The sequence below is a fragment of the Microvirgula sp. AG722 genome (assembly GCF_003269145.1).
GTDB classification, from domain to species: Bacteria; Pseudomonadota; Gammaproteobacteria; order Burkholderiales; family Aquaspirillaceae; genus Microvirgula; species Microvirgula aerodenitrificans.
Genome location: NZ_QLTJ01000021.1, coordinates 13097 through 35752, shown reverse-complemented (window position 1 = coordinate 35752; position 22656 = coordinate 13097). Strand labels below are relative to the sequence as shown.

23 protein-coding genes and 1 pseudogene are annotated in these 22656 nt (G+C 65.3%); 2 read left to right on the top strand and 22 right to left on the bottom strand.

Annotated elements, in window-relative coordinates; all coding sequences use genetic code 11:
- Positions 1-4 precede the first annotated feature (4 nt).
- The 8 genes from pheA to DFO50_RS17235 all read right to left on the bottom strand — a co-directional run bounded on the left by pheA (position 5) and on the right by DFO50_RS17235 (position 8215).
- A complete protein-coding gene (pheA, locus tag DFO50_RS17270; protein WP_028500152.1) occupies positions 5-1075 on the bottom strand; it encodes a prephenate dehydratase in 1071 nt (356 codons plus the stop codon).
- A gap of 1 nt (position 1076) precedes the next feature.
- Positions 1077-1664, bottom strand: a complete 588-nt coding sequence (locus DFO50_RS17265) for an O-methyltransferase (RefSeq protein WP_107889887.1) — start codon at positions 1662-1664, stop codon at positions 1077-1079.
- A gap of 9 nt (positions 1665-1673) precedes the next feature.
- Positions 1674-2753 carry a 3-phosphoserine/phosphohydroxythreonine transaminase gene (gene serC, locus DFO50_RS17260; RefSeq protein ID WP_028500150.1) on the bottom strand — a complete coding sequence of 360 codons (1080 nt, stop codon included), beginning with the start codon at positions 2751-2753 and terminating at the stop codon, positions 1674-1676.
- An 89-nt stretch (positions 2754-2842) separates the two neighbouring features.
- Entirely contained in the window at positions 2843-3280 is a 438-nt protein-coding gene (locus tag DFO50_RS17255; RefSeq protein WP_028500149.1) for a PaaI family thioesterase, read from the bottom strand.
- On the bottom strand, positions 3277-3729 hold the full coding sequence (locus DFO50_RS17250; protein ID WP_028500148.1) for a PaaI family thioesterase: 453 nt from the start codon (positions 3727-3729) through the stop codon (positions 3277-3279). The genes DFO50_RS17255 and DFO50_RS17250 overlap by 4 nt, the downstream gene beginning before the upstream one ends.
- Positions 3729-6365: a DNA gyrase subunit A gene (gyrA, locus tag DFO50_RS17245; protein WP_028500147.1), complete on the bottom strand. Its 2637-nt coding sequence runs from the start codon at positions 6363-6365 to the stop codon at positions 3729-3731. Before gyrA ends, DFO50_RS17250 begins: the two co-directional genes overlap by 1 nt.
- A gap of 221 nt (positions 6366-6586) precedes the next feature.
- A complete protein-coding gene (locus DFO50_RS17240) occupies positions 6587-7330 on the bottom strand; it encodes an amino acid ABC transporter permease (protein WP_028500146.1) in 744 nt (247 codons plus the stop codon).
- A 78-nt stretch (positions 7331-7408) separates the two neighbouring features.
- Complete coding sequence (locus tag DFO50_RS17235; RefSeq protein ID WP_028500145.1) at positions 7409-8215, bottom strand: basic amino acid ABC transporter substrate-binding protein; 807 nt, start codon at positions 8213-8215, stop codon at positions 7409-7411.
- 155 nt (positions 8216-8370) lie between these two features.
- Between DFO50_RS17235 and DFO50_RS17230 the strand changes: the two genes are divergently transcribed.
- Positions 8371-9093, top strand: coding sequence for a hypothetical protein (locus tag DFO50_RS17230; protein ID WP_107889886.1), 723 nt, complete (start codon positions 8371-8373; stop codon positions 9091-9093).
- Between the two features lie 70 nt (positions 9094-9163).
- Here DFO50_RS17230 and DFO50_RS17225 read toward each other — a convergent pair whose 3' ends face one another.
- The 13 genes and pseudogenes from DFO50_RS17225 to DFO50_RS17170 form a co-directional block, all read right to left on the bottom strand.
- Positions 9164-11476: a Tex family protein gene (locus DFO50_RS17225; protein ID WP_028500143.1), complete on the bottom strand. Its 2313-nt coding sequence runs from the start codon at positions 11474-11476 to the stop codon at positions 9164-9166.
- Between the two features lie 75 nt (positions 11477-11551).
- Positions 11552-13309 (bottom strand): potassium/proton antiporter, encoded by a 1758-nt coding sequence (locus DFO50_RS17220; RefSeq protein WP_028500142.1) that lies wholly within the window; start codon positions 13307-13309, stop codon positions 11552-11554.
- A 114-nt stretch (positions 13310-13423) separates the two neighbouring features.
- A complete protein-coding gene (locus DFO50_RS17215; protein WP_028500141.1) occupies positions 13424-13789 on the bottom strand; it encodes an STAS/SEC14 domain-containing protein in 366 nt (121 codons plus the stop codon).
- 71 nt (positions 13790-13860) lie between these two features.
- Positions 13861-14760 (bottom strand): DMT family transporter, encoded by a 900-nt coding sequence (locus tag DFO50_RS17210; RefSeq protein WP_233495298.1) that lies wholly within the window; start codon positions 14758-14760, stop codon positions 13861-13863.
- Positions 14761-14818: 58 nt separating this feature from the next.
- On the bottom strand, positions 14819-15256 hold the full coding sequence (gene queF, locus DFO50_RS17205; protein WP_028500139.1) for a preQ(1) synthase: 438 nt from the start codon (positions 15254-15256) through the stop codon (positions 14819-14821).
- A 35-nt stretch (positions 15257-15291) separates the two neighbouring features.
- The gene (gene queE / locus DFO50_RS17200; RefSeq protein WP_112692925.1) at positions 15292-15921 is read right to left on the bottom strand and encodes a 7-carboxy-7-deazaguanine synthase; all 630 of its coding nucleotides are present in this window, start codon (positions 15919-15921) and stop codon (positions 15292-15294) included.
- Positions 15918-16247 (bottom strand): 6-carboxytetrahydropterin synthase, encoded by a 330-nt coding sequence (locus DFO50_RS19925; protein ID WP_233495299.1) that lies wholly within the window; start codon positions 16245-16247, stop codon positions 15918-15920. Before DFO50_RS19925 ends, queE begins: the two co-directional genes overlap by 4 nt.
- 24 nt (positions 16248-16271) lie before the next feature.
- Positions 16272-16667 (bottom strand): annotated as a pseudogene (locus DFO50_RS19920) (6-pyruvoyl tetrahydropterin synthase family protein); the annotation flags it as partial.
- A 232-nt stretch (positions 16668-16899) separates the two neighbouring features.
- Entirely contained in the window at positions 16900-17577 is a 678-nt protein-coding gene (gene queC / locus DFO50_RS17190; protein WP_028500137.1) for a 7-cyano-7-deazaguanine synthase QueC, read from the bottom strand.
- A gap of 109 nt (positions 17578-17686) precedes the next feature.
- Positions 17687-18238 (bottom strand): hypothetical protein, encoded by a 552-nt coding sequence (locus DFO50_RS17185; protein ID WP_112692924.1) that lies wholly within the window; start codon positions 18236-18238, stop codon positions 17687-17689.
- Positions 18228-19337, bottom strand: coding sequence for an aromatic ring-hydroxylating dioxygenase subunit alpha (locus DFO50_RS17180; RefSeq protein ID WP_028500135.1), 1110 nt, complete (start codon positions 19335-19337; stop codon positions 18228-18230). The genes DFO50_RS17185 and DFO50_RS17180 overlap by 11 nt, the downstream gene beginning before the upstream one ends.
- 207 nt (positions 19338-19544) lie before the next feature.
- On the bottom strand, positions 19545-20732 hold the full coding sequence (locus DFO50_RS17175; protein ID WP_051529017.1) for a cation diffusion facilitator family transporter: 1188 nt from the start codon (positions 20730-20732) through the stop codon (positions 19545-19547).
- Positions 20733-20801: 69 nt separating this feature from the next.
- Positions 20802-21743 carry a DMT family transporter gene (locus tag DFO50_RS17170; protein ID WP_112692923.1) on the bottom strand — a complete coding sequence of 314 codons (942 nt, stop codon included), beginning with the start codon at positions 21741-21743 and terminating at the stop codon, positions 20802-20804.
- A gap of 212 nt (positions 21744-21955) precedes the next feature.
- On the opposite strand from DFO50_RS17170, the gene DFO50_RS17160 reads away from it, so the two are divergent.
- Positions 21956-22249, top strand: a complete 294-nt coding sequence (locus DFO50_RS17160) for a hypothetical protein (RefSeq protein WP_112692921.1) — start codon at positions 21956-21958, stop codon at positions 22247-22249.
- Positions 22250-22307: 58 nt separating this feature from the next.
- Here the strand turns inward: DFO50_RS17160 and DFO50_RS17155 are convergent, their stop codons facing one another.
- A complete protein-coding gene (locus DFO50_RS17155; RefSeq protein WP_107890370.1) occupies positions 22308-22487 on the bottom strand; it encodes a putative motility protein in 180 nt (59 codons plus the stop codon).
- Between the last annotated feature and the right edge of the window lie 169 nt (positions 22488-22656).

The window sequence follows — 22656 nt, the reverse complement described above, 5'->3', positions numbered from 1 at the left end:
ATCGTTACAGTACCGCAGTGGGATAGGCGCCAAGCACCTTGACGAAGGCCGCGCAGCGTCTCAGCTCGTTCAGGGCGGCGGTGACGTGGCTGTCGTCCGGGTGGCCTTCCATGTCGATGAAGAACACGTATTCCCACAGACCGGTGCGCGACGGCCGCGACTCGAATTTGGTCATGCTGACACCGGCCTGGGCAATCGGCGCCAGCAGGCTGTGCACTGCGCCCGGGCGGTTCTGTGCCGAGCAGACGATGCTGGTCTTGTCATGCCCGGTCGGCACGCATTCCTGATGGCCGAGCACCAGGAAGCGGGTGGTATTGTTCGGCTCGTCCTCGATGCTGCCGGCGATGCGGACCAGCTGGAAGCGTTCGGCGGCGGCCTCGCCGGCAATGGCGGCAACGGTGTCGTCCTCGGACGCGAGCCGGGCGGCTTCGGCATTGCTGGCCACCGACACGCGCTCGACATCGGGCAGGTGACGGTTCAGCCATTCATGGCACTGCGCCAGCGACTGGGCGTGCGAATACACCTTGCGCGGCGGCGGGGCGTCGGCGCGCTGGCGCAGCAGGTGGTGATGGATGCGCAGAATGACCTCGCCGCAGACTTTCAGCGGGCTGCTGACCATCAGGTCCAGCGTGCGGCCGACGGCGCCTTCGGTCGAGTTCTCGACCGGCGCGACCACGTAGTCACAGGTCCGCGATTCGACGGCGCGAAACGCCTCGTCGATCGATGCGCAGGCAATGGTGTGGGCAGCATGACCGAAATGCTTGACCGCCGCCGCCTGGGTGAAGGTACCTTCCGGGCCGAGAAAGGCGATCGACAGCGGTTTTTCCAGCGCAAGGCATTCGCTCATGATCTCGCGGAACAGGCGTGCCACCGACTCGCCGGGCAGCGGGCCCGGATTGCGTTCCTTGACCCGGCGCAGCACTTCGGCTTCGCGCTCGGGCCGGTAGATGATGCCGCCCCCCTTGATCTCGCCGATGGCGCGGGCGTGGCCGGCGCGCTGGTTCAGCAGTTCGAGGACTTGTGCGTCGATATCGTCGATCGCATGGCGGTGTTGCTTGAGCAATTCGTCTGACACATCAGGCTTTCAATATCAGGCATTCACCCTTGCCGAGCGCCAGCGTTTCGACCACGTAGCCGGGCGTGGCGGCGACCAGGTCGAGAAAGCCGGCACATTCGGCGGCGTGGGAAATGGCGTTGTCGACCACAATCAGACCGCCGCGGCGCAGCAGGCGCTGCAAGTGCGGCCAGTCACCGGCATAGCGGCTGCGGTCGGCGTCGAGGAACAGGAGGTCAAAGGCGTCGTCCGGTGCGGCGGCGATCCACGCCGAAGCGTCGACGCGGAACAGGGTGACGCAGTGGTCAAGCCCGGCGGCGGCCAGCTGGGCGCTGGCCGCGGTCTGCTTGTCGGCCTCGATGTCGAGGCTGATCACGCGGCCGTCGATATCGTCAGCCGCTGCGGCCAGCCACAGCGTCGAATAGCCGTTCGAGGTACCGACTTCGAGAATTCGGCGCGCATTGCCGAAGCGGACCAGCTGGTACAGGAAGCGCCCGGTGTCCGGCGTGATGTTCAGCCGGCGTTCGCGGCGCACGCCGGTGCCGGCGTCGTGCGCCACGCCTTCGTGGTACAGGCTGTCCAGCTGCCGCAGCAGGGATTCGGTCAGCATGTGCTGCGCTCAGCCGTTGTTGCGGGCGAAATCGTTCATGAAGCGCACCAGCGTCCGCACGCCTTCCAGCGGCATGGCGTTGTAGATCGACGCACGCATGCCGCCGACCGAACGGTGGCCCTTCAGCTGCACCAGACCGGCTGCGGCGGCGCTTTCGACAAACTGCGCTTCCAGTGCCTCGCTCGGCAGGCGGAACGGCACGTTCATCTGCGAGCGGTACGGCTTGTCGACCGGGCAGCGGTAGAAGCCGTTGCTGGCGTCGATGGCCTGGTACAGCAGCGCGGCCTTCTCGGCATTGCGCGCGGCAATGCCTTTCAGCCCGCCCTGCGCCTTCAGCCACTTGAACACCAGCCCGGCCATGTAGATGGCGTAGGTCGGCGGGGTGTTGTACATCGAGTCGGCATCGGCGTGAACCCGGTAGTCGAACATGGTCGGCGTGCCGGGACGGACATGGCCGAGCAGGTCTTCGCGGATGATGACCAGGGTCAGGCCGGCCGGGCCGACGTTCTTCTGCGCACCGGCGAAAATCAGGCCGAAGCGGCTGACGTCGACCGGACGGGACAGGAAGTCGCTGGACATGTCGCAAACCAGCGGCACGTCGGATTCGGGGATATACGGGAACTGCACGCCGCCGATGGTTTCATTGCTGACGTAATGCAGATAGGCGGCGCCGGGGTCACGCTTCCAGCCGGACTGCGGCGGGATGGTGGTGAACTGGCTGTCCTCGCCGCTGGCAGCGACGTTCACTTCGGCAAAGCGATGGGCTTCCTTCAGCGCCAGCTTGCCCCAGTGGCCGGTAACGACGAAGTCGATCGATTTCCGGTCGCCGAGCAGGTTCAGCGGCACCATCGAAAACTGGCTGTGGCCCCCGCCCTGCAGGAACAGCACCTTGTAGTTCGACGGGATGGCCAGCAGCTCGCGCAGATCGGCTTCGGCATCGGCGGCGATCGACATGAACTCGCGCCCGCGATGGCTCATTTCCATCACCGACATGCCGGAGCCATGCCAGTCGGTCATTTCGCGGGCGGCTTCGATCAGCACGTCCTGCGGCAGCACGGCGGGGCCGGCGGAAAAGTTGTAGATGCTCATGGGTCCTCTTCTCTCCCGCGATGACCTGCGCGGGACTCAGTGCAGGGAGCGTGCGGACATCGTTTGCGTGTCCTTCGCGCCGGTTGATTCTAGTTCAGCAGGAAGTGTGCGCGGGCCACGGCGACCGGCTTGTTTTCATCGTCCTGCCAGGCGGTGATCTGCATGTTGGCGATACGCTTGCCCTGACGGGTGAACTCGCAGCGGGCATGCAGCGTGTCCGGCTTGCCGGAACGCAGGTAATCGAGCGAAAAATCGATGGTCTTCGGCGGTTCGCCGGATTCGCGGACCCACATCAGCTGGATCAGCGCAGCGTTTTCCATGAAGCCGCCAATCACGCCGCCGTGCAGCGCCGGCAGGATCGGGTTGCCGATGCTGGCCTGGCGGAACGGCAGGGTGAACAGCAGGCGACCGTCGCTCTCCTCGGCAAACTCGACACCCAGCAGGCGCGCATACGGGATGCTGTCGATAATGCCGGCGAAATCGCCGGCATCGCGCAGCGCCTGGAAGCGTTGCATATAGGATTTCATGATGTCGTCCCCCCGCCAAGCACCGCCGGACTGGAGTCGCGCATGAAGGTCGCGACGCCATGGGCAATCGGGTCGGCCGGATCGCCCTGGTGGCACAGCGCGCGGGTAAAGGCGATCTGCCGGCCAAGCTTGTAGCACTCGGCACGGCAGAACACCGGCTGGCCCGGCGTGGCCGGGCGCAGGTAGTCGATGCGCAGGTCCAGCGTGGCGATGGCCTCGGGCTGGTCGAGCCGGGCAAACAGCGCCAGACCACTGGTGGTGTCGATCAGGCTGGTGATGGCGCCGCCGTGCAGCACACCGGTCACCGGGTTGCCGACCAGTTCGTCGCGCCAGTCGATGGCCAGCGTCGGCCGGCCCTCGTCGAGGCCGGCCGGCCGCATGCCGAGTGTCGCGCAATGCGGCATGCTGACGAACCAATTCTGCATCTGCTCGAACAGCGCCGGGCTCATCAGGCGCCCTCGCCTTCGCCGGTTTCACCTGCAGCCGGCTCGCCGTCCACGGCTTCAGCGCCGTCGATGGCGTCGTCGTCGACCGGCAGGTCCTCGTCGCTCTCGGCCACCTTTTCCAGGCTGATCAGGTGTTCACCCTCGTCGAGATTGATCAGGCGCACACCCTGGGCGGTCCGGCCGGTTTCGCGGACTTCGGACACGCGGGTGCGGATCAGCACGCCGCCGGTCGTCATCAGCATCAGCTCGTCCTGCTCCTCGACCAGCGCCACGGCGACCAGCTTGCCATTGCGCTCGCCGGTATCGATGGCGATGACGCCCTGGGTGCCGCGCCGCGACTTGCGGTAGTCGCCGATCGGCGTGCGCTTGCCGTAGCCGTTGGCGGTGGCGGTCAGCACCTGCAGCGTTTCGTCGTTGCTGACCAGCATGCCGATCACCTGCTGGCCGTCGGCCAGGTCCATGCCGCGCACGCCACGGGCGGTACGGCCCATTGCGCGCACGTCGCCCTCGTCGAAGCGCACGGCCTTGCCGGCGTCGGAGAACAGCATGACCTGACTGCTGCCGCTGGTCACGGCGACACCGATCAGGTGGTCACCCTCGTCCAGGTCGACGGCGATGATGCCGGCGGTGCGCGGACGGGAGAAGTCGGACAGCGGCGTCTTCTTGACCGTGCCACGGCTGGTCGCCATGAACACGTATTCGCTGTCGCTGAAGGCCTTGACCGGCAGGATGGCATTGAGTTTCTCGCCATCGGCCAGCGGCAGCAGATTCACGATCGGCTTGCCGCGGCTGTTGCGGCTGCCCTGCGGCAGTTCGTAGACCTTGATCCAGTACATGCGACCAAAGCTCGAGAAACAGAGCAGGTAGTCGTGGGTATTGGCGACAAACAGGTTGTCGATGAAATCTTCTTCCTTGGTCCCGGCCGCCAGCTTGCCGCGACCGCCGCGGCGCTGGGCCTGGTAGTCGGCGACCGGCTGCGCCTTCATGTAGCCACCGTGCGACAGCGTGACCACCATGTCCTGCGGCGTGATCAGGTCTTCGATATTGATGTCGCCGCCGTACTGCTCGATTTCCGAGCGGCGGGCGTCGCCATACTGGGTCTTGATCTGGGCCAGTTCCTCGGCAATGATCTGGTTCACCCGTTCCGGACGCGACAGGATGTCCAGCAGGTCCATGATGGTGTCCATCACGTCGCGGTATTCGCTGACGATCTTGTCCTGTTCCAGCCCGGTCAGGCGCTGCAGGCGCAGTTCCAGAATGGCCTGGGCCTGGACTTCGGACAGGCGGTAGCCCTGCTTCTGCAGCCCGTACTCGGGCAGCAGTCCGTCCGGGCGTGCCTGGCTGACGTCGACGCGGGACAGCATGTCCTCGACCAGCGCCGAGTGCCATTCGCGCGCCATCAGCTCGCTCTTGGCCACCGGCGGCGTCGGCGCGGCCTTGATCAGGGCGATGATCTCGTCGACATTGGACAGCGCAACGGCCAGCCCTTCGAGGATATGGCCCCGCTCGCGTGCCTTGCGCAGTTCGAAGATCGTGCGCCGCGTCACCACTTCGCGGCGGTGGCGCAGGAACTCGTCGAGGATCTGCTTCAGGTTCAGCAGTCGCGGCTGGCCGTCGACCAGCGCGACCATGTTCATGCCGAAGCTGTCCTGCAACTGGGTCTGCTTGTACAGATTGTTGAGGACGATCTCCGGCATTTCGCCGCGCTTGAGCTCGATCACCACGCGCATGCCGGACTTGTCCGACTCGTCGCGCAGGTCGGAAATGCCTTCGATGGCCTTCTCGCGCACCAGCTCGCCGATCTTGATCAGCAGGTTGGCCTTGTTCACCTGGTACGGCAGTTCGTCGATGATCAGCGCCTGGCGGTCGCTGCCCTTGCCGATGTCCTCGACGTGGGTGCGGGCGCGGATCACCACACGGCCACGGCCGGTGCGGTAGCCTTCGCGCACGCCGGCCAGGCCGTAGATGATGCCGGCGGTCGGGAAGTCCGGCGCCGGGATGATGTCGATCAGCTCGTCGAGCGTGATCTCCGGGTTGCCGAGCAGCACCAGCAGACCGTCGATAACCTCGTTGAGGTTGTGCGGCGGAATGTTGGTGGCCATGCCGACGGCAATGCCGGAGCTGCCGTTGATCAGCAGGTTCGGCACCCGGGCCGGCAGCACCAGCGGTTCCTGTTCGCTGCCGTCGTAGTTCGGGCCGAAGTCGACGGTTTCCTTCTCGATATCGGCCAGCATTTCGTGCGCGATGCGCGACATGCGGATTTCGGTGTAACGCATGGCGGCCGCGTTGTCGCCGTCGATGGAACCGAAGTTGCCCTGACCATCCACAAGCGGATAGCGCAGCGAGAAATTCTGAGCCATCCGCACGATGGTGTCGTAAACGGCGCTGTCGCCGTGCGGGTGATACTTACCGATCACATCGCCGACGACACGGGCCGATTTCTTGTACGGACGGTTCCAGTCGTTGGACAGTTCGTGCATGGCAAAGAGCACGCGACGATGCACCGGCTTCAGGCCGTCCCGCACGTCGGGCAGTGCGCGGCCCACGATCACGCTCATTGCGTAATCGAGGTAGGAACGCCGCATTTCTTCTTCGAGACTGATGGGAATCGTCTCTTTGGCAAACAGTTGATCGGTCATGTGTTCGAGGCAATCGCTTGGCCGGAAAAATGGACCTGATTCTACCACGCGGCGCCTGTCCCATGGCGGCAAAGGCTAATATTCCCCCCTGCTGCTGCGGGGAATATCGTGCCGGAGAGCGGTGCCTGCCGGCAGCACATACATTATTGAATGCAAAAACGGAAACAGCCCGGCAAGCCGGGCTGTTCTTTTGTCTGCGCGTGCGGACCGGTTTCCGGGCCTCAGCGTGCGGCGATGCGGTATTTCTTTTCCAGCGACGACACGCCCCACGCCATCAGCATGGTCATGCCGAGGTACAGGAAGGAAATCGTCAGGTACGGTTCCCAGTAGCGCGAGTAGACGCCGGCCACGGTACGGGCGGCGAATGCCAGCTCGGCCAGACCGATGGCCGAAACCAGCGAACTGTCCTTCAGCAGCATGATCGCCTCGTTGCCGAGCGGCGGCAGCATGCGCCGGAACGCCTGCGGCACGATAACGAACTTCATCGCCTTGCCGTAGCTCATGCCGAGCGAACGGGCCGCTTCCATCTGCCCGCGGTCGATCGACTGGATGCCGGCACGGAAGATTTCGGTGATGTAGGCGCCGGCATTCAGCGTCAGCGCCAGCAGGCCGGAGAAGAACGCGCCGTAGTTCTGGCGGATTTCCCGGGCCAGGTCACCGCTGATGATCAGTCCGTCGACCGGATGGACCAGCGTCGGCATCAGTGCGAAGTGAATCAGCAGGATCTGCACGAACAGCGGCGTACCGCGGAAGAACGTGACATAGGCGGTAGCAGGCCATTTGACCAGAAAGCGCAGCAGGTATTTGCTCATGCCGTGGCGCGCTTCCGCCAGCCGCGCCATGCCCATGAACAGACCGATGAGCGTACCCAGCACCACGGAAATCAGCGTGATGACCAGCGTCATCTTCAGGCCGCTGATAAACAGCGGCGCGTATTCGGTAATCATTGCGAACCGGAAGTCCATCATTCCCCCTCTCCCGGAAAAACGGCGGCGCGCGGTAAACGCGCGCCGCAGGTATTGCATGTCTTCAGCGTGGTCCGCTTACTTGTTTTCGCCAAACCACTTGGCGTAGATCTTGTCGTAGGTGCCGTCGGCCTTGATCGCCTTCAGACCTTCGTTGATCTTGCCCAGCAGCTCGGCATTGCCCTTCTTCACGGCGACGCCGTAATACTCGGGGTGGAAGCTGTCCTTGTCCTCGACCGAGATCAGGCCCTTGTCGGCGTTGTTCTTCAGATAGTTGATGACGACGCCGTTGTCGGCGACCACGGCCTGCACGCCACCGCTTTCCAGTTCCTTCAGCGCCAGCGGGGTGCTTTCGAAGCGCTTGATGTCGGCACTGGTCTTGCCGAGCAGCTTCTGCACCAGTTCATCGCCGGTAGTGCCGGTCTGCACGGCCACCTTCATGCCCTTCAGGTCACCGAACTTGGCAACCTTGGCATCCTTGGCGACCACGATCAGCTGGCGTGCCTCGAAGTACGGCTCGGAGAAGTCCATCGACGCCTTGCGCTCGTCGGTAATGGTGATGGCGGAAACCAGCGCATCACGGTCACCGTTATTCAGGCTGGCGAAAATGCCTTCCCACGGCGTATTGATGAACTTGACCTTGATGCCCGCCTTGTCGGCAATGGCGGTGACCACGTCGATGTCGAAACCTTCGGCCTGCTTCTGGTCATTTTCAAATTCAAAAGGAGCATAGGCGGCATCAGTGCCAACCACATATTCCTTCACCTCGGCAGCCGGCGTAGTCGGCGCCTGGACATTGGCAGCTTCTTCCTTCTTGCCGCAGCCGGTCAGCACGAATGCCGACAGCAGCGCCCCGAGCACCAGGTTTCTTCTCGATAGTTTCATGCATTCTCTCCCTTGAGGGTAGTTGTTGCGGAACAGGCGCCCGCGCAGGGCGGTGTTCCATGCGTGGTAATATAACTGCCACTAACTGTATCGCTCAATATTTCGAATAAATATTTCTCAAACATTCCCTTTACCGCCTGCGGCCCTGACAAAAAATGCGTAAATTCATACAGTTCCTTATTGGCGGCCTGACGGCGCTGACCCTCTGTTCGGCCCACGCCGAAGACGTTCCCCTGCCCGGCGACTACATGCCAGCTCCGGTCAAGGCCGGCAAGGCCCGTCCGGCGACCGCCGCCAAGCCGGCTCGCGCCGCCGACAACACCTCGCGCGGCAGCCGTGCCGAGCGCCCGGCCAAGGCTTCGCGCCACACGGCCAGGGCAGACAAGAAGCGCCGCGACAGCGCCGTTTCCGCCCGGACATCGCGGCACAAGGCCAGTGCGAAGCACGCCCAGGCAAAGCCGGTTTCCGCCCGGCACGCCGGCAAGAAGAAAACCGCCACGGCAACAACCGCCTCGGCCCGGCACGGCAAGCACGCCACGGTCGACAAGCGCAAGGCCGCCCGTCCCGCCAGCAAAAGCAAGATCCATGCCGAAAAGGGCAAGAAACAGGCCGTCCACGCCAGCGCCCGGCCGGATTCGCACAAGAAGGCGGTGCGCGGCAGCAAGGCGTCGGCAAACAGGAAAGCCGTGGCAAACCACAAGGCCGGCAGCAGCAAGCGCAACAGGCAGACCGCGCACGCGGGCAAGACTGGCAGCAAGGCCAGTGGCAAGGCCGTGAACCGGAAAAGTGCCGCCAGCAAGAAAGCGGCGCCGCACAAGGCAGTGACGCACAAGGAGCAAAAGAAGCAGAAAACACAGAAGACCGGACACGGTCGCTGATATCAGCCGGCCCGATCGCAAAAAAGCCCTGGCGGGGAAACCGCCAGGGCTTTTTTTCCTGCTGCCGCGATCAGCGCTTCAGCCGTGCGAAGGCATCGGCCATGGCCGAGTTGCCGGCGGCGGCCGGCTTGTCGTCGCGGCGACGCTTCTGCTGGCCACCGGTGGCCACAGCGGCAGCCCTGCCCGCTCCGGCACGCGGCGCATCCAGCGGATCGTCGAGGCGCATGGTCAGCGCGATGCGCTTGCGCGGAGCGTCGACTTCGACCACCTTGACCTTGACCACATCGCCGGCCTTGACCACCGTGCGCGGATCGGCGACGTATTTCTTCGACAGCGCCGAGATATGGACCAGTCCGTCCTGGTGGACGCCGATATCGACAAAGGCACCGAAGTTGGCCACATTGGTGACCACACCTTCCAGCACCATGCCCGGCTGCAGATCGCGGATATCCTCGACCCCGTCGGCAAAGGCCGCCGTTCTGAATTCCGGACGCGGGTCGCGCCCCGGCTTGTCGAGTTCACCGAGGATGTCCATCACCGTCGGCAGGCCGAAACGCTCATCGGTGTAATCGGTCGCCTTCAGCGTTTTCAGGAAACCGCTGTCGCCGATCATCGATTTCACCTCGCGACCGGAGCGGGCCACGATCTTCTCCACCACCGGATAGGCTTCCGGGTGGACCGACGAAGCATCGAGCGGGTTGACGCCGCCCATCACCCGCAGGAAGCCGGCCGCCTGCTCGAAGGTCTTGTCGCCGAGGCGCGGCACGGCCTTCAGCGCGGTACGGCTGTCAAAGGCGCCGTGCGCATCGCGATGGGCGACGATGTTCGCCGCCAGGGTGGCATTCAGGCCCGAGACCCGGGTCAGCAGCGCTGCCGACGCCATATTGACGTCGACACCGACCGCATTCACGCAATCCTCGACCACGGCATCCAGCGCACGAGCCAGCTGGCTCTGGTTGACGTCATGCTGGTACTGGCCGACGCCGATCGACTTCGGGTCGATCTTGACCAGTTCCGCCAGCGGGTCCTGCAGCCGGCGGGCGATCGACACCGCGCCGCGCAGGCTGACGTCGAGATCGGGAAACTCCCGCGCCGCCAGTTCGCTGGCCGAATAGACCGAGGCACCGGCTTCGCTGACCACGATCCGGGTCATGCCGAGTTCCGGGTGCAGGCGGATCAGGTCTGCCGCCAGCCGGTCGGTTTCGCGGCTGGCGGTACCGTTGCCGATGGCGATCAGGTCGACCTTGTGCCGGGCGCACAGTGCACCCAGCGTCGCCAGCGAGCGGTCCCAGTCGCGGCGCGGTTCGTGCGGATAGATGGTCGCGGTGTCGAGCAGCTTGCCAGTGGCGTCGACCACCGCCACCTTGACCCCGGTGCGCAGGCCGGGGTCCAGCCCCAGTGTGGCGCGCGGGCCGGCCGGTGCGGCCAGCAGCAGGTCGTGCAGGTTGCGGGCGAACACCTGGATCGCCTCTTCTTCCGCCGCCTCGCGCACCCGACCGAACAGCTCCAGTTCCAGCGACAGGAAAATTTTGGCCCGCCAGCACAGGCGCACGCTGTCGAGCAGCCACTTGTCGGCCGGCCGGCCCTGATCGGTCAGGCCGAAACGGGCAGCGATGCGCTGCTCGTATTCGCTGCGCTGGGTCAGCGGCGTGTCTTCCGGCTGATAGCGCAGCGCCAGGGTCAGGCATTCTTCATTGCGACCGCGCAGCAGTGCCAGCGCCCGGTGCGACGGCAGGCTGCGCAGCGGTTCCTCATGGGCGAAATAGTCGGCGAACTTGGCGCCGGCACTTTCCTTGCCCGGCACGACCCGCGCGACGACTTCACCTTCGCGCCACAGCTTGTCGCGCAGCTCGCCCAGCAACTGCGCATCTTCGGCAAAGCGTTCGATCAGGATCGCCCGCGCCCCGTCCAGCGCCGCCTTGATGTCGGCCACGCCGTTGTCGGCATTGACGAAGCCGGCCGCCACGGCTTCCGGCGTCTGCGACGGGTCGGCCAGCAGCGTCTCCGCCAGCGGCGCCAGTCCGGCTTCGCGCGCAATCTGTGCCTTGGTACGCCGCTTGGGCTTGTACGGCAGGTACAGGTCTTCCAGCGTGGTCTTGTCGCCGGCAGCGTAGAGCGCGCTTTCCACTTCGGGGCTCAGCTTGCCCTGTTCGGCGATCGACTTGACGATGGTGTCGCGCCGGTCATCCAGCTCGCGCAGATAGCGCAGGCGCTCGTCGAGCAGGCGCAGCTGGGTGTCGTCGAGACCCCCGGTGGCTTCCTTGCGGTAGCGGGCGACAAACGGCACGGTCGCGCCGCCGTCGAACAGCTCGATGGTGGCGGACACTTGCGCCAGGCGGACGTTGAGTTCTTCGGCCAGGCGTTGGGCAATCGGTTTCAGCATCGTGACAATCAGTGGGTAGGGTCGGTTTCGATGGAGCGCGGACTTTAGAGCCGGTGCGCGCAGGATGCAAGGCGGTCACGCCAACGGGTGCAGTTGGCGGTCTGCCGCCAGCCTCAGGCCGACGCGGCCGACATGACGGTCGTTCATGGCCCGGATGGTCAGACACAACCGGCCGATGCGGATACGGTCGCCAACGACCCGCACGCAGGCATAACGACGGGCAAACAGGGCATCCAGCGTCAGATCAGCCTCATCCGCCGGCGGCGTTTCACCATACAGTCCGGCGACATCGCCGAGCCGTGCGCTGCCATCGAGTACGAAGTCACCGAAGAAGCGCCGCTCGCACAGCGGCCCGTCCTGCTCCGGCTGCGGCAGGAAAACGCGCGACAGCGCCTCGCCCTCTCCGGCCGGCGCCAGCACCAGCACGTCGTCACCGGCAGCGAAGCGGGTGCTGGCATCCGGCACGATCAGCTGACCGTGGCGCGACAGCGCCAGACAATGCGCTGCAGCGCCGGGCAAGGCCCCGGCCAGCACCGTGCCGACCGGTTCGCCAATGGCTGCCGCGTCGGGATGCACGCTCAGTGTCAGCCAGTCGGCCGTCGGCGTCAGCGCCAGCAGCGGCGCACGGGCCTGGGGCAGCGGGTCCGGCTCGGGCACCACCACGCCCAGCTTGCGCGCCATCCAGCCGAGCGACGAGCCCTGCACCAGCAGCGACACCAGCACCACGGCAAAGGTCACGCCGAACAGCGGCGCCGAGGCCGGCACGCCGGCCATCATCGGAAAAATGGCGATCACGATCGGTACCGCGCCACGCAGGCCGACCCAGCTGACAAACAGCACTTCGTGGCGCGGAAAGCGGAACGGACGCAGGCAGAGCATGACCGCCACCGGTCGCGCCACCAGCATCAGGAACACGGCGACGGCAAAGGCCTGCGGCAGGTCGCCCACCATCTTCGACGGCGTGACCAGCAGGCCGAGCATCAGGAACATGACCGCCTGGGCGAACCAGGCCAGGCCATCCATGACCGGCAGCATGATCGGCGAGGCCGGTGTCGGCCGGTTGCCAATGACCACACCGGCCAGGTAGATCGCCAGAAAGCCGCTGCCGCCCATCTTGTTCGCCAGCGCAAACAGCGAAATCCCGCCGGCAGCCAGCAGCAGGGCATACAGGCCGTCCGCCAGCCGCAACCGGGCGAACAGCCGCGACAGCAGCCAGCCGCCGCCGAGTCCGGCCAGCGCGCCGACGCCAAACTGGGTGACAAAGGTCAGCAGCAGCGTCAGCGGCCCGCCGTCGGCCCGGCCGGACATCCAGCCGACCAGCATCAGCACCAGCAGCACCGCCATCGGGTCATTGGCGCCGGACTCGATCTCCAGTGTCGAGCCGACCCGGTCGTTCAGCCGGATGCCGCCGGAGCGCAGCAGCGCGAACACGGCGGCGGCATCGGTCGAGCCGATGATGGCACCCAGCAGCAGGCCATGGGCGAGATCGATGCCCATCAGCAGCATGGCGAACACGCCGACCAGCCCGGCCGACACCAGTACGCCGACGGTGGCCAGAGACAGCGCCGGCTTCAGGCCGGTGCGGAACGACTTGATCGAGGTCTGCAGGCCGCCGTTGAGCAGGATGATGGCCAGCGCGAGGTTGCCGATAAAGAAACTTGCGCCGTAATTGTCGAAGCGGATGCCGCCGGGGCCGTCCTCGCCGGCCAGCATGCCGACCACCAGGAACACCAGCAGCAATGGCACGCCGAAACGCGCCGACACCAGGCTGGCCAGCACGCTGAGAAACAGCAGGCCGCCACCCAGCAACAGCAGGGTATTGATTGCCTCCACGCGATGGGGAGTCCTATGTATGGGGAGATTTTACTGCTCAGACAGGCTTGTCGCAGTCTTCAGTGGCGACTTCTGCAATGGGAGGGCCGGCCGCGATGCGCGGCCGGCTGTGCGTCAGACCGCGGGCAGTTCCCCGCCCTCGACCCATTCACGGGCCGACTCGGCGCTGTCGAAATACATCACGTCGGTGTCACCGCTGAGCAGGCCGGCAATATGCGCCGCCAGCTTGATCCAGTTGTCCTTGACCACCACGGCGATGCGGCCAAAATGCTTTTCGTGCGCGCGGACGAAGCGCAGTTCCTCGACGGCCATGTCGATGGTGAAGTCGACCACTTCACTCATGTCGATCAGGACATTGGGTTTGGCCTGGCTGTTGAAACGGTCGAGCAGCGCAGCTTCGAGGCTTTTGAAATCGGCCAGGGTGAATTCGTTGTACAACGCGACATCAAGGCCGAAATCCTGCGGGCGGATCGAGATCATGCGTGCCTCCTTCGGCTGGGGTGGTTTTCTTCTATCGTAGCGCAGCGGGGGGCTTCCTATAAAGCACCCGCTCAGCGTCTGGCCGCAATCAGCCCGCTGACGACGATCAGCACGATCGCCGCCACGGCCGGCAGGTCGAGCCGGTCACCGAACAGCAGGGCGCCGGCCAGCGCGGTAAAGGCCACGGTGCAATAGGCGAGCGCGGAGGCGACCAGCTTGTCGCCCTGCGAATAGGCACGGGTCATCGCCAGCTGCGCCAGCGTGGCCGTGATGCCCATGCCAAGCAGCGGCCAGACCGATTCGGCCGTCGGCAGCCGGAATCCGCCGCTCAGCAGCAGCCAGACGCCGCCGCAGACGGTGGACAGTCCGGTAAACCAGAACACGGTGCGCCAGTCCGGCTCGCCAAGCTGGCCGAGTTCGCGCACGTGCAGATAGGCAAAGGCGGCCATCAGGCCGGAACCGAGGCCGATCATCCCCGACTGCCATTGACCGGCGCCGATCGACGGCCGCAGCAGCAGTGCCACGCCGACCAGTCCCAGCCCCAGCGACAGCAGCAGCTTTGGCGTCAGCCGTTCGCCGAGCATCAGCACCGACAGCAGGGCAAGAAAAATCGACGACGAATAATTGAGGGTGACCGCGGTCGAGATCGACAGCTCGGTCATGGCCGAGAAATAGCAGACCAGCGACACATAGCCGAACAGCCCGCGCTTGACCTGGACCCACCAGTTCGGCGTCAGCAGGGACTGCCGGCGCACACCGGCGACGGCGCCCAGCGACACCATGCCGAACAGCGTTCGCCAGAACACCAGTTCGACCGCGCCATGATGGACGGCGCCGAGCTTGACGCAGGAGGCCATCAGCGCAAAGAAGAAGGCGGCAACCAGCATCCAGGCCGCGCCAAGCTGGCCGGTTTTCAGCCGCGTGGCCCAGTCCGGCGGCAGGCCGGTCAGGGACGAGGAAATTCGGGTCAAGGGCATGGACCGGACAATACCATGCCCGCCCGTGAACCGGCAGCGCGCCGGCCGGAAATCAGCAGCCCGGCTGGCGCCACTCGGCGGTCGGCCACAGCGGGATGCCGCCCCGCGGCGTGAAGCGGCCTTCGACCCGGATCCACTTCGGCTGCAGCAGGGTGACCAGATCGTTGCAGATGCGGCAGACGCAGGCTTCGTGGAACTCGCCATGCATGCGGAAGGAACCGAGATACAGCTTCAGCGACTTCGATTCGACGCACCACGCGCCCGGGATCATGTCGATGACAAGGGTGGCGAAGTCCGGCTGGCCGGTGACCGGGCACAGGCTGGTGAATTCCGGGCAGGTGATGTTCAGGCTGCCGGTCACGCCGTGCGGGTTGATCGTCGCTTCGGCATACGGGTTCGGGAAGCGCTCCAGCAGCGCGGCGTCCGGCTGGTCGTAGCGGTAGTCGGTGCGCTGGCTGCCCAGGGCATTCAGTTTGTCGTGCAGGTTCATCGGGGAAACTCCTGGATGGGCAAGCGGCCTCCGCTTCAGCGGATGCCGGTGATCTTGTGGGTCTGGACCGACAGCCGCCAGCGGGGATCGGTCAGGCAGGCGGCAATCGCCGCCCGGGTGTGTTCCGTGCGTGCCGGGCCGTCCATCGGCTGCAGCCACGCGTGGGTAAAGCCGTCGGTGGCGACCGTGTCCGGCAGCAGGGCCGGTTGCGGGTAGACCAGCTTGATCTCGTCGCCACGGCGCTGTACCCAGTCGGTGTCGGCCTTCGGGCTGACGCACAGCCAGTCGATGCCGTCGGGGGCCGGCAGCGTGCCGTTGGTTTCGACGCCGATTTCGAAGCCGAGCCGGTGCAGTGCCGTGATCAGGGCAGCGTCCAGTTGCAGCAGTGGCTCGCCGCCGGTGAATACCACATACGGTGTGCCGCCCTGCCCGCGCCAGCCGGCACGGATATGTGCGGCCAGCGCCCCGGCATCGGCGAACTTGCCGCCGTCCGGACCGGTGCCGACAAAGTCGGTATCGCAGAAACGGCAGATGGCGCGATCACGATCCACCTCGCGCCCGCTCCACAGATTGCAGCCGGAGAAACGGCAGAACACTGCCGCTCGGCCGGCCTGCGCGCCTTCACCCTGCAGGGTGTAGAACACTTCCTTGACCGTGTAGTTCATGCCCCCTCCCCGGCCAGCCGGCACTCGGCGCCATCGTGGTCGTTTTCCAGCACGTCGACCCGGCACAGCTCCGGCACCCCGGCGGCGAATTGCGCGGCAATCCAGCCGGCAATGCCGGCGCAGTCGGTGGCGCCGATGCCCGGCAGCTGGTCGAGCGGATGGTGGTCGAGCCGGGCATAGCACGGTTTGAAGCGCGCCTTGACCTCGCCAAAGTCGCGCACCCAGCCCCGGGCGTCGACCTGGCCGGCCAGATGCAGCCGTACCAGATAGCTGTGACCGGTATAGCGGCCGTGACCGTCGAACGGCACCGCCGCCTCGAAGCGCATTTCCTTCCAGATCCGGAAACGGTGGCCATCGTAGCGGCTGCCGGCAGTGGCGGTCTCGAAGACGTCGACGGCACGCAGGCCGGGCACGACCGCGCCCAGTCGCTGCCACAGCCAGGCGGCGAGGTTCTCGCTGGTCGGGTTGTCCAGTCCGGGCAAGGCATTCAGGTATGCATGGTTGAGCTGCGCATGCAGCGGCGCCCAGGCCGCCTGCAGCGCGGCGATGTCCTGTCGGTCGGCATCGGCCAGCAGCCGCACGCCGAAGCCGTGGCCGTGCAGGCGACCGCACTGGTGGCCGGCCGGCACGTGCGGCAGCTGGTGGGCCGCCTCGAAGCCGCTTTTCAGCCAGACCCGCCGCGTCCCGTCAGCATCGCGCTCGACACCCCGGTCGGGCGCGCTGCGCAGAACCAGATCGGCCGCCATCGGCAGGCGCGCGGCGATCCAGTCGGCCAGCGCCGCATCGTCCGGCGACGGCAGCACCTGGTTCAGGTCGCGGTAATCGAGCGCCTGCGTCACCTCATGCAACCGGGCGCGCAGGGAAGCCAGCCCGGTTGCGGCGTGGGCACTGACCGTGAAGCTGTGACCATGCGCCTCGTCCGACGCCAGCCGGCGCGCGGACTCGAAGCCGGCCGCAGCACAATGCACGATACGCATGTCAGCCTCCCGTCCGGACGAGCAGCGGGTCGGCGACGCCGGCTTCGGCAAAGCCGCGGGCGCGCAACTGGCAGGCAGCACACTGGCCGCATGGCGGCACCTGGCCTTCATAGCAGGTATGGCTGTGGGCCAGCGCATCGAACGCGCCGACCGACTGTGCCAGGCGCACGGTATCGGCCTTGCTGAGGAACATCAGCGGCGCGTGCAGCTGCAGCCGGGCGTCCATGCCCAGGTTGATCGCCAGTTCCAGTGCCTTGAGCGTGTTCTCGCGGCAGTCGGGGTAGCCGGAATAGTCGGTCTGTGCGACACCGGTCACGATATGGCCCAGTTGATGCTGGTAGGCATAGGCGGCGGCGAAGGTCAGGAAAATCAGGTTGCGACCGGGCACAAAGGTATTCGGCAGCGCGTCGCCGGCAGCTGCCTCGGGCGCGATGTCGTCGGTCAGCGCATTGCCGCCGAGCGCGCTGAAGGTGTCGATCGGCAGCACGGTCTGGCGCACGCCGGCCAGCGTGGCGATGGTGCGGGCAGACGCCAGTTCGACCCGATGGCGCTGGCCATAGTCGAACGTGACGGCTTCCACATGGGAAAAACGGGCAAGCGCCCAGTACAGGCAGGTGGTCGAGTCCTGGCCGCCGGAAAGCACGACGAGTGCCCGGCCGGCATCGACGGATGCGGTCATGATATGTCCCTTCGAAGAACAGTCGAAGTTGGCGGAACCACTGGGGTTCCCGGTGTGCCACCGCTCGGTCTCGCGGCGCACGAAGGGACGGATTGTATCGCAGACGCGCTCAGCGCGGCAGCGCCGACAGGCTCAGACAGCTTTTTTCCAGCTGGGCGCGATAGAGGGCGAAATCGGTTTCCGCCGCCTGGCAGCGGGCAACCAGCAGCGTCTTGCCATCCACCGGCAGGTAGGCCAGCAGATAGCGGTTGACCAGCCACGCACCGCTGCGATCGTAGCTGCCGTCGCGGTATTCAACCAGCGTCAGTTCGGTATGGTTGGGGCGCGGATAGGTCCGGATGCGGAGCGGTGCGGTCAGTTCCTTGCCGCGGCGGCGGATCTCGCGCTCCAGCTTGCGTGCCCCGGGATGGCGACGGCGCTCGACCTCGATGCGCGCCCGGCCGCGGTCGGCGTCGGTGCGCCGCGACGGAATCCAGGCCCGCGAACGGTCCGGGGCCGACAGCTCGCGGTAGGTCAGTTTCCAGCGCGGCGGCAGGTCGATGCTGAAACCGAGCTCACGGTCGCGGACCACGCCCGCGCCGGCGGCCGACGGCAGCAGGCAGAGCAGCAGCAATGCCCGGGCCAGCCAGCCGCTCCGCGAACAGGCCGTGTCAGCCGGCAAGGGCCTGCCCCATCTGCCGCCGGTAGAACTCGTGGAAATGCTGCATGCCGTCCTCGGTCGGCGACTGGTACGGACCGACCTCACTGTCGCCGCGCAGCCACAGCGCGCGACGGCCTTCGTGCATCCGGTAGCAGATTTCGTCATCCTCGACCGCGGTTTCGAAGTAGGCCTTCTGCTCGGCTTCGATAAAGTCCGGCTCGAACCAGAGGATGTCTTCCGGGTAGTAGAACTCGGTAATGACCGTGGTCTTGTCGACGCCGCGCGGAATGGCCACGCTGACTACCAGCACGTGCGGATACCACTCGACCATGATGTTCGGATAGTAGGTCAGCCAGATGGCGCCGAAATCGGGCTGGCGGTCGGCATGGCGCTGCCGTACCTGCTGATGCCAGTCGTCATAGACCTGGCTGCCGGCACGCGCCAGCCGGTTCTTCACCCCGACCGTCTGCACGTGATACTGCTCGCCCCACTCCCACTTCAGGTCGGCGCAATCGACAAAATTGCCAAGCCCCGGGTGGAACGGATCGACGTGGTAGTCCTCCGAATACACTTCAATGAAGGTTTTCCAGTTGAAGTCGTATTCGGTCACATGGGCGCTGTGGAAGCCGTACTGGTCGAACGACAGATGACGGGCAACACCGAGTGTCGCCAGATCGCGGGCGACATCGCGGCGGCCATCGAACAGCAGGCCGTTCCAGCAGGTCAGCTCGACCTGCTCCAGCTTCAGACAGGGCGTTTCGGCAAAGTGCGGCGCCCCGAGCAACCGGCCCTGGTTGTCGTAGGTCCAGCCGTGGATATTGCAGGTGATGTGGTCGGTATTGCCGCGCCCCTTCAGCATCAGCGCCTGACGGTGGCGGCAGACATTGGACAGCAGGCGGACACCATCGGCATTGCGCTTGAGCATTCTGCCGTGCCCCATCCATTCCAGCGTGTGATAGTCGCCGACATTCGGCACCATCAGCTCGTGGCCATAGTAGACCGGCGCATCGCGGAACAGCAGCTGTTGCTCCAGTTCATGGAATGCCGGATCAAAATAAGTATGGATGGGCAATTGCGCGCAGGACGCGCCCAGCAGTTGGGCCTGAGCCAGATCAGACATTCTTCCCACTCCTTGGGATGCAAGAGTAAGACCAGCCGAATCCCGCCAAAACGAGTTTACGGATACGGTGCTAAAAACCGCGCAACTGCCGGGAAAACCCCGGCAGGATACGGGCCGGGGAATGTACCCGGCCCCTCCCCCCGGGGCAAGTGCTTTTTACCGGACGGACGGCCGGTAAATCGCGTTTATTTAAATGCTTAGCCTCACTCAGTCATCGGCCCGCTCATGGTGCATCGCGCAGGCCGGTCGCAGGATGCGGATGTCGCGGATCTGCGCCAGCTCGCCCAGCGCGGCCTTCAGCCGGGCCAGCAATTGCTCGCAGGCAGCCGGGTCCGGCGCGGTCAGGCGATCGTCGAGCACAATATCCAGATCCAGCCAGCCTCCCAGATAATGCAGCTGGATCTCGAAACCGCCGGCCTCGCTGTCACCCAGGCTGTCGCGCAGTCGCTGCATCACGGCCTCGCGGAAAGGCAGGTCGTAAGCATTGCGCTCGCCTTCGTCATCCTCGGGATCGATATGCACCAGCACATCCAGCGCGCGGTGATGCTGCAGCACGCGGCGCCGTGCCGTCGCGGCGATATAGTGCCCTTCGGATACGCTGATACGACCATCAACCAGCAAGTGGGCATCGACCAGCGCGTAGTCGCCCATGTGCCGGGTCCGCAGATCATGCACATTGCGCACCCCCGGCGTGGCCGCCAGCGTCTGCCGGATCTCGTCCACTTCATGGTCTGACAGGCCACGGTCCATCAGGTCGGACAGCGCCGACCAGGCGAACTTCCAGCCGGAACGGCCGATCATGAAGCCGACCAGCGCCGCCGCCAGCGGATCGAGGAAACGGTAGCCCATCAGGTTGCCGCCAATGCCGACCGCCACCACCAGCGAGCTGGCCGCGTCCGAGCGGGCATGCCAGGCATTGGCCACCAGCATGCTCGACTTGACCGACTCGGCCACGCGCAGCATGTAGCGAAACAGCCCTTCCTTGCACAGCAGCGTCAGCAGTGCGACCCACAGCGCGACCGGGTGGACGGTCGGAATCAGCTCGGGATTGGTCATTTTCATGCCGGCAGACCACAGCATGCCGATGCCGACGATCAGCAGCAGCAGACCGAGCAGCATTGAGGCAGCCGTCTCGAAACGGGCGTGGCCGTACGGGTGGTTGGCATCGGCCGCCTCATGGCTGACGCGGTTTGCCGCCAGCACGACAAAATCGGCCAGCAGATCGGACAGCGAGTGAAAGCCGTCAGCGATCAGCGACTGGGAATGGGCGAAGAAGCCCAGCACGATCTGCAGCGTCGACAGCACGACATTGACCACCACGCTGACCAGGGTCGAGCGCTTGGCAGCGGCATGGCGGTCAGCGGGGCTGACGCCGGCTTGTGCAGGAGTACTCATCGGTTTCAGATACGGAAGGAAGACAGATCGCGCGATTGTCGCACAGCGATACGACCGCGCGCTGACAGGCTATTTGCGCTGGTTGACCATGATCACGCCGCCGACCACCAGCAAGGCCCCCGCGATCTGCCAGCCGGACATCGCGTCGCCGAGCACCAGCCAGCCCAGCACCAGGGTGATGGCCGGCCCGAGGGTCGACACCATGGCCATGCGGCTGGCGCCGATATGGGTCATGGCAATATTCATCCATACCACCGGCAGCACAGTACTGATGACGGCCATGGCCAGGCCATAGCCATAGACCGGCCACGGCTGCAGCAAGGCCTGCGGGTCGCGGGTGACCAGAAAGTGGATCACGATGCCGGCGGTGGAGAACAGACAGCCCCAGGCCGCCATCCGCACCGAGCCGATGCGCTTGACCAGTTCACCGGCGCCGGTCAGGTAGACGGCATAGCTGACCGCACTGGCCAGCACCCAGGCCACGCCGAGCCAGATCGCGTCACCACTGAACGCATGGCGCAGGTCATGAGCCACCGCCAGGCCGATGCCGCCGTAGCACAGCGCCAGCGCCAGCCATTCGCGCCGGCCGATCCTGCGACCGAAACAGAGCACCGCCAGCAGCAGCACGAAGGTCGGGTACAGGTACAGCACCAGCCGCTCCAGCGCCGACGAGATGTATTGCAGTCCGAGAAAGTCGAACAGGCTGGACAGGTAGTAGCCACAGCCGCCGAGCAGAACCAGCGCCAGCCAGGTACGGAGCGAATAGCTGCGGGCGGCGCGCAGCGCACCCGGGGTCAGCACCATCAGCAGGAAAAACGGCAGCGCAAACAGCATGCGCAGGGTCAGCAGGGTCAGCGGATCGACCTGGTACTGGTAGGCAAGCTTGATGAAAATGGCTTTGGCGGAAAAGCCGGCGGCGGCCAGCACGGCCAGCACAATACCGCGACTGACGGCCGACGGCGGGCGACGGCATGGACATTCTGTTGCATGTTCTCGCCCAGGATGGTCTATGGTTTTGACATTATCCCGGCGTGGCGGCTGCCGCGACCACTGCCGGCTGACGATGCCGCCATCGCGGCCGGCGATGGCAGCGGCGGCATGACCCGCCTTGATGTCATGCCGATCACCGGCTACCCTCGAAAAACCGCAAACAAATCAGCGGGATCGGTCAGCCGGCGACCGGCTGCCACCCTCCGTCAATGCAAACAGTCAGGAGTCTGAACATGACGACAAGCAGGACAGCGATCGTGCTGTGGACCTCCTTCTGCGTGGCGTTTCTGGCCACCGTGGCGTTCTATACCGCCTTCGATCCGATGGAAATGCACCGCCATGGCGAACCGCTGTTCCATTCGCCGCTGGCCGGGTATTCGATCAGTTTCTTCATTGTCTGGGCGTTCGCCGCCCTGTGTGCCGCGGTGGCCGTCTACTTCACCCGGCCGAAGGAAGAAGTCAATGGCTACTGTCCGGTGCACACCGGGCCGGCTGCCGAGGTGCAGCCCGAATCCGATCTGCAGTAGCCGGCACAAAAAAGAACGGGCGGACCTTGCGGCCGCCCGTTCCGGCGTTCACTTCCGGTCAGGCGCGCACGTCGATATTCTGACCCAGATGGGCCGGATTGACCGAACGGCTTTGCTGCACGGTAGACTCGACCAGCGTATTGATGGTGTCCTTGGTGATGTCGCGTTGCTTCTTGATCGCGAAAACAGCCGACTGGTCCAGTACGTTGGCACTGCTTGTCGATTGAACATTGTCCACGGTGATACTCCTTTCCGGCTGTATAAGCCTCTCCGTCTTATCGACCGGCGACAGACAGAGTTGAATGCCGTGGCCGGCATGGCCCATGACATCCGACTCTCATGGTAAGACCAGTCCGCCGGCAACGCCACCGGAAAGCGCCTGACGGACCCTCATAGCGGCTTGCTAT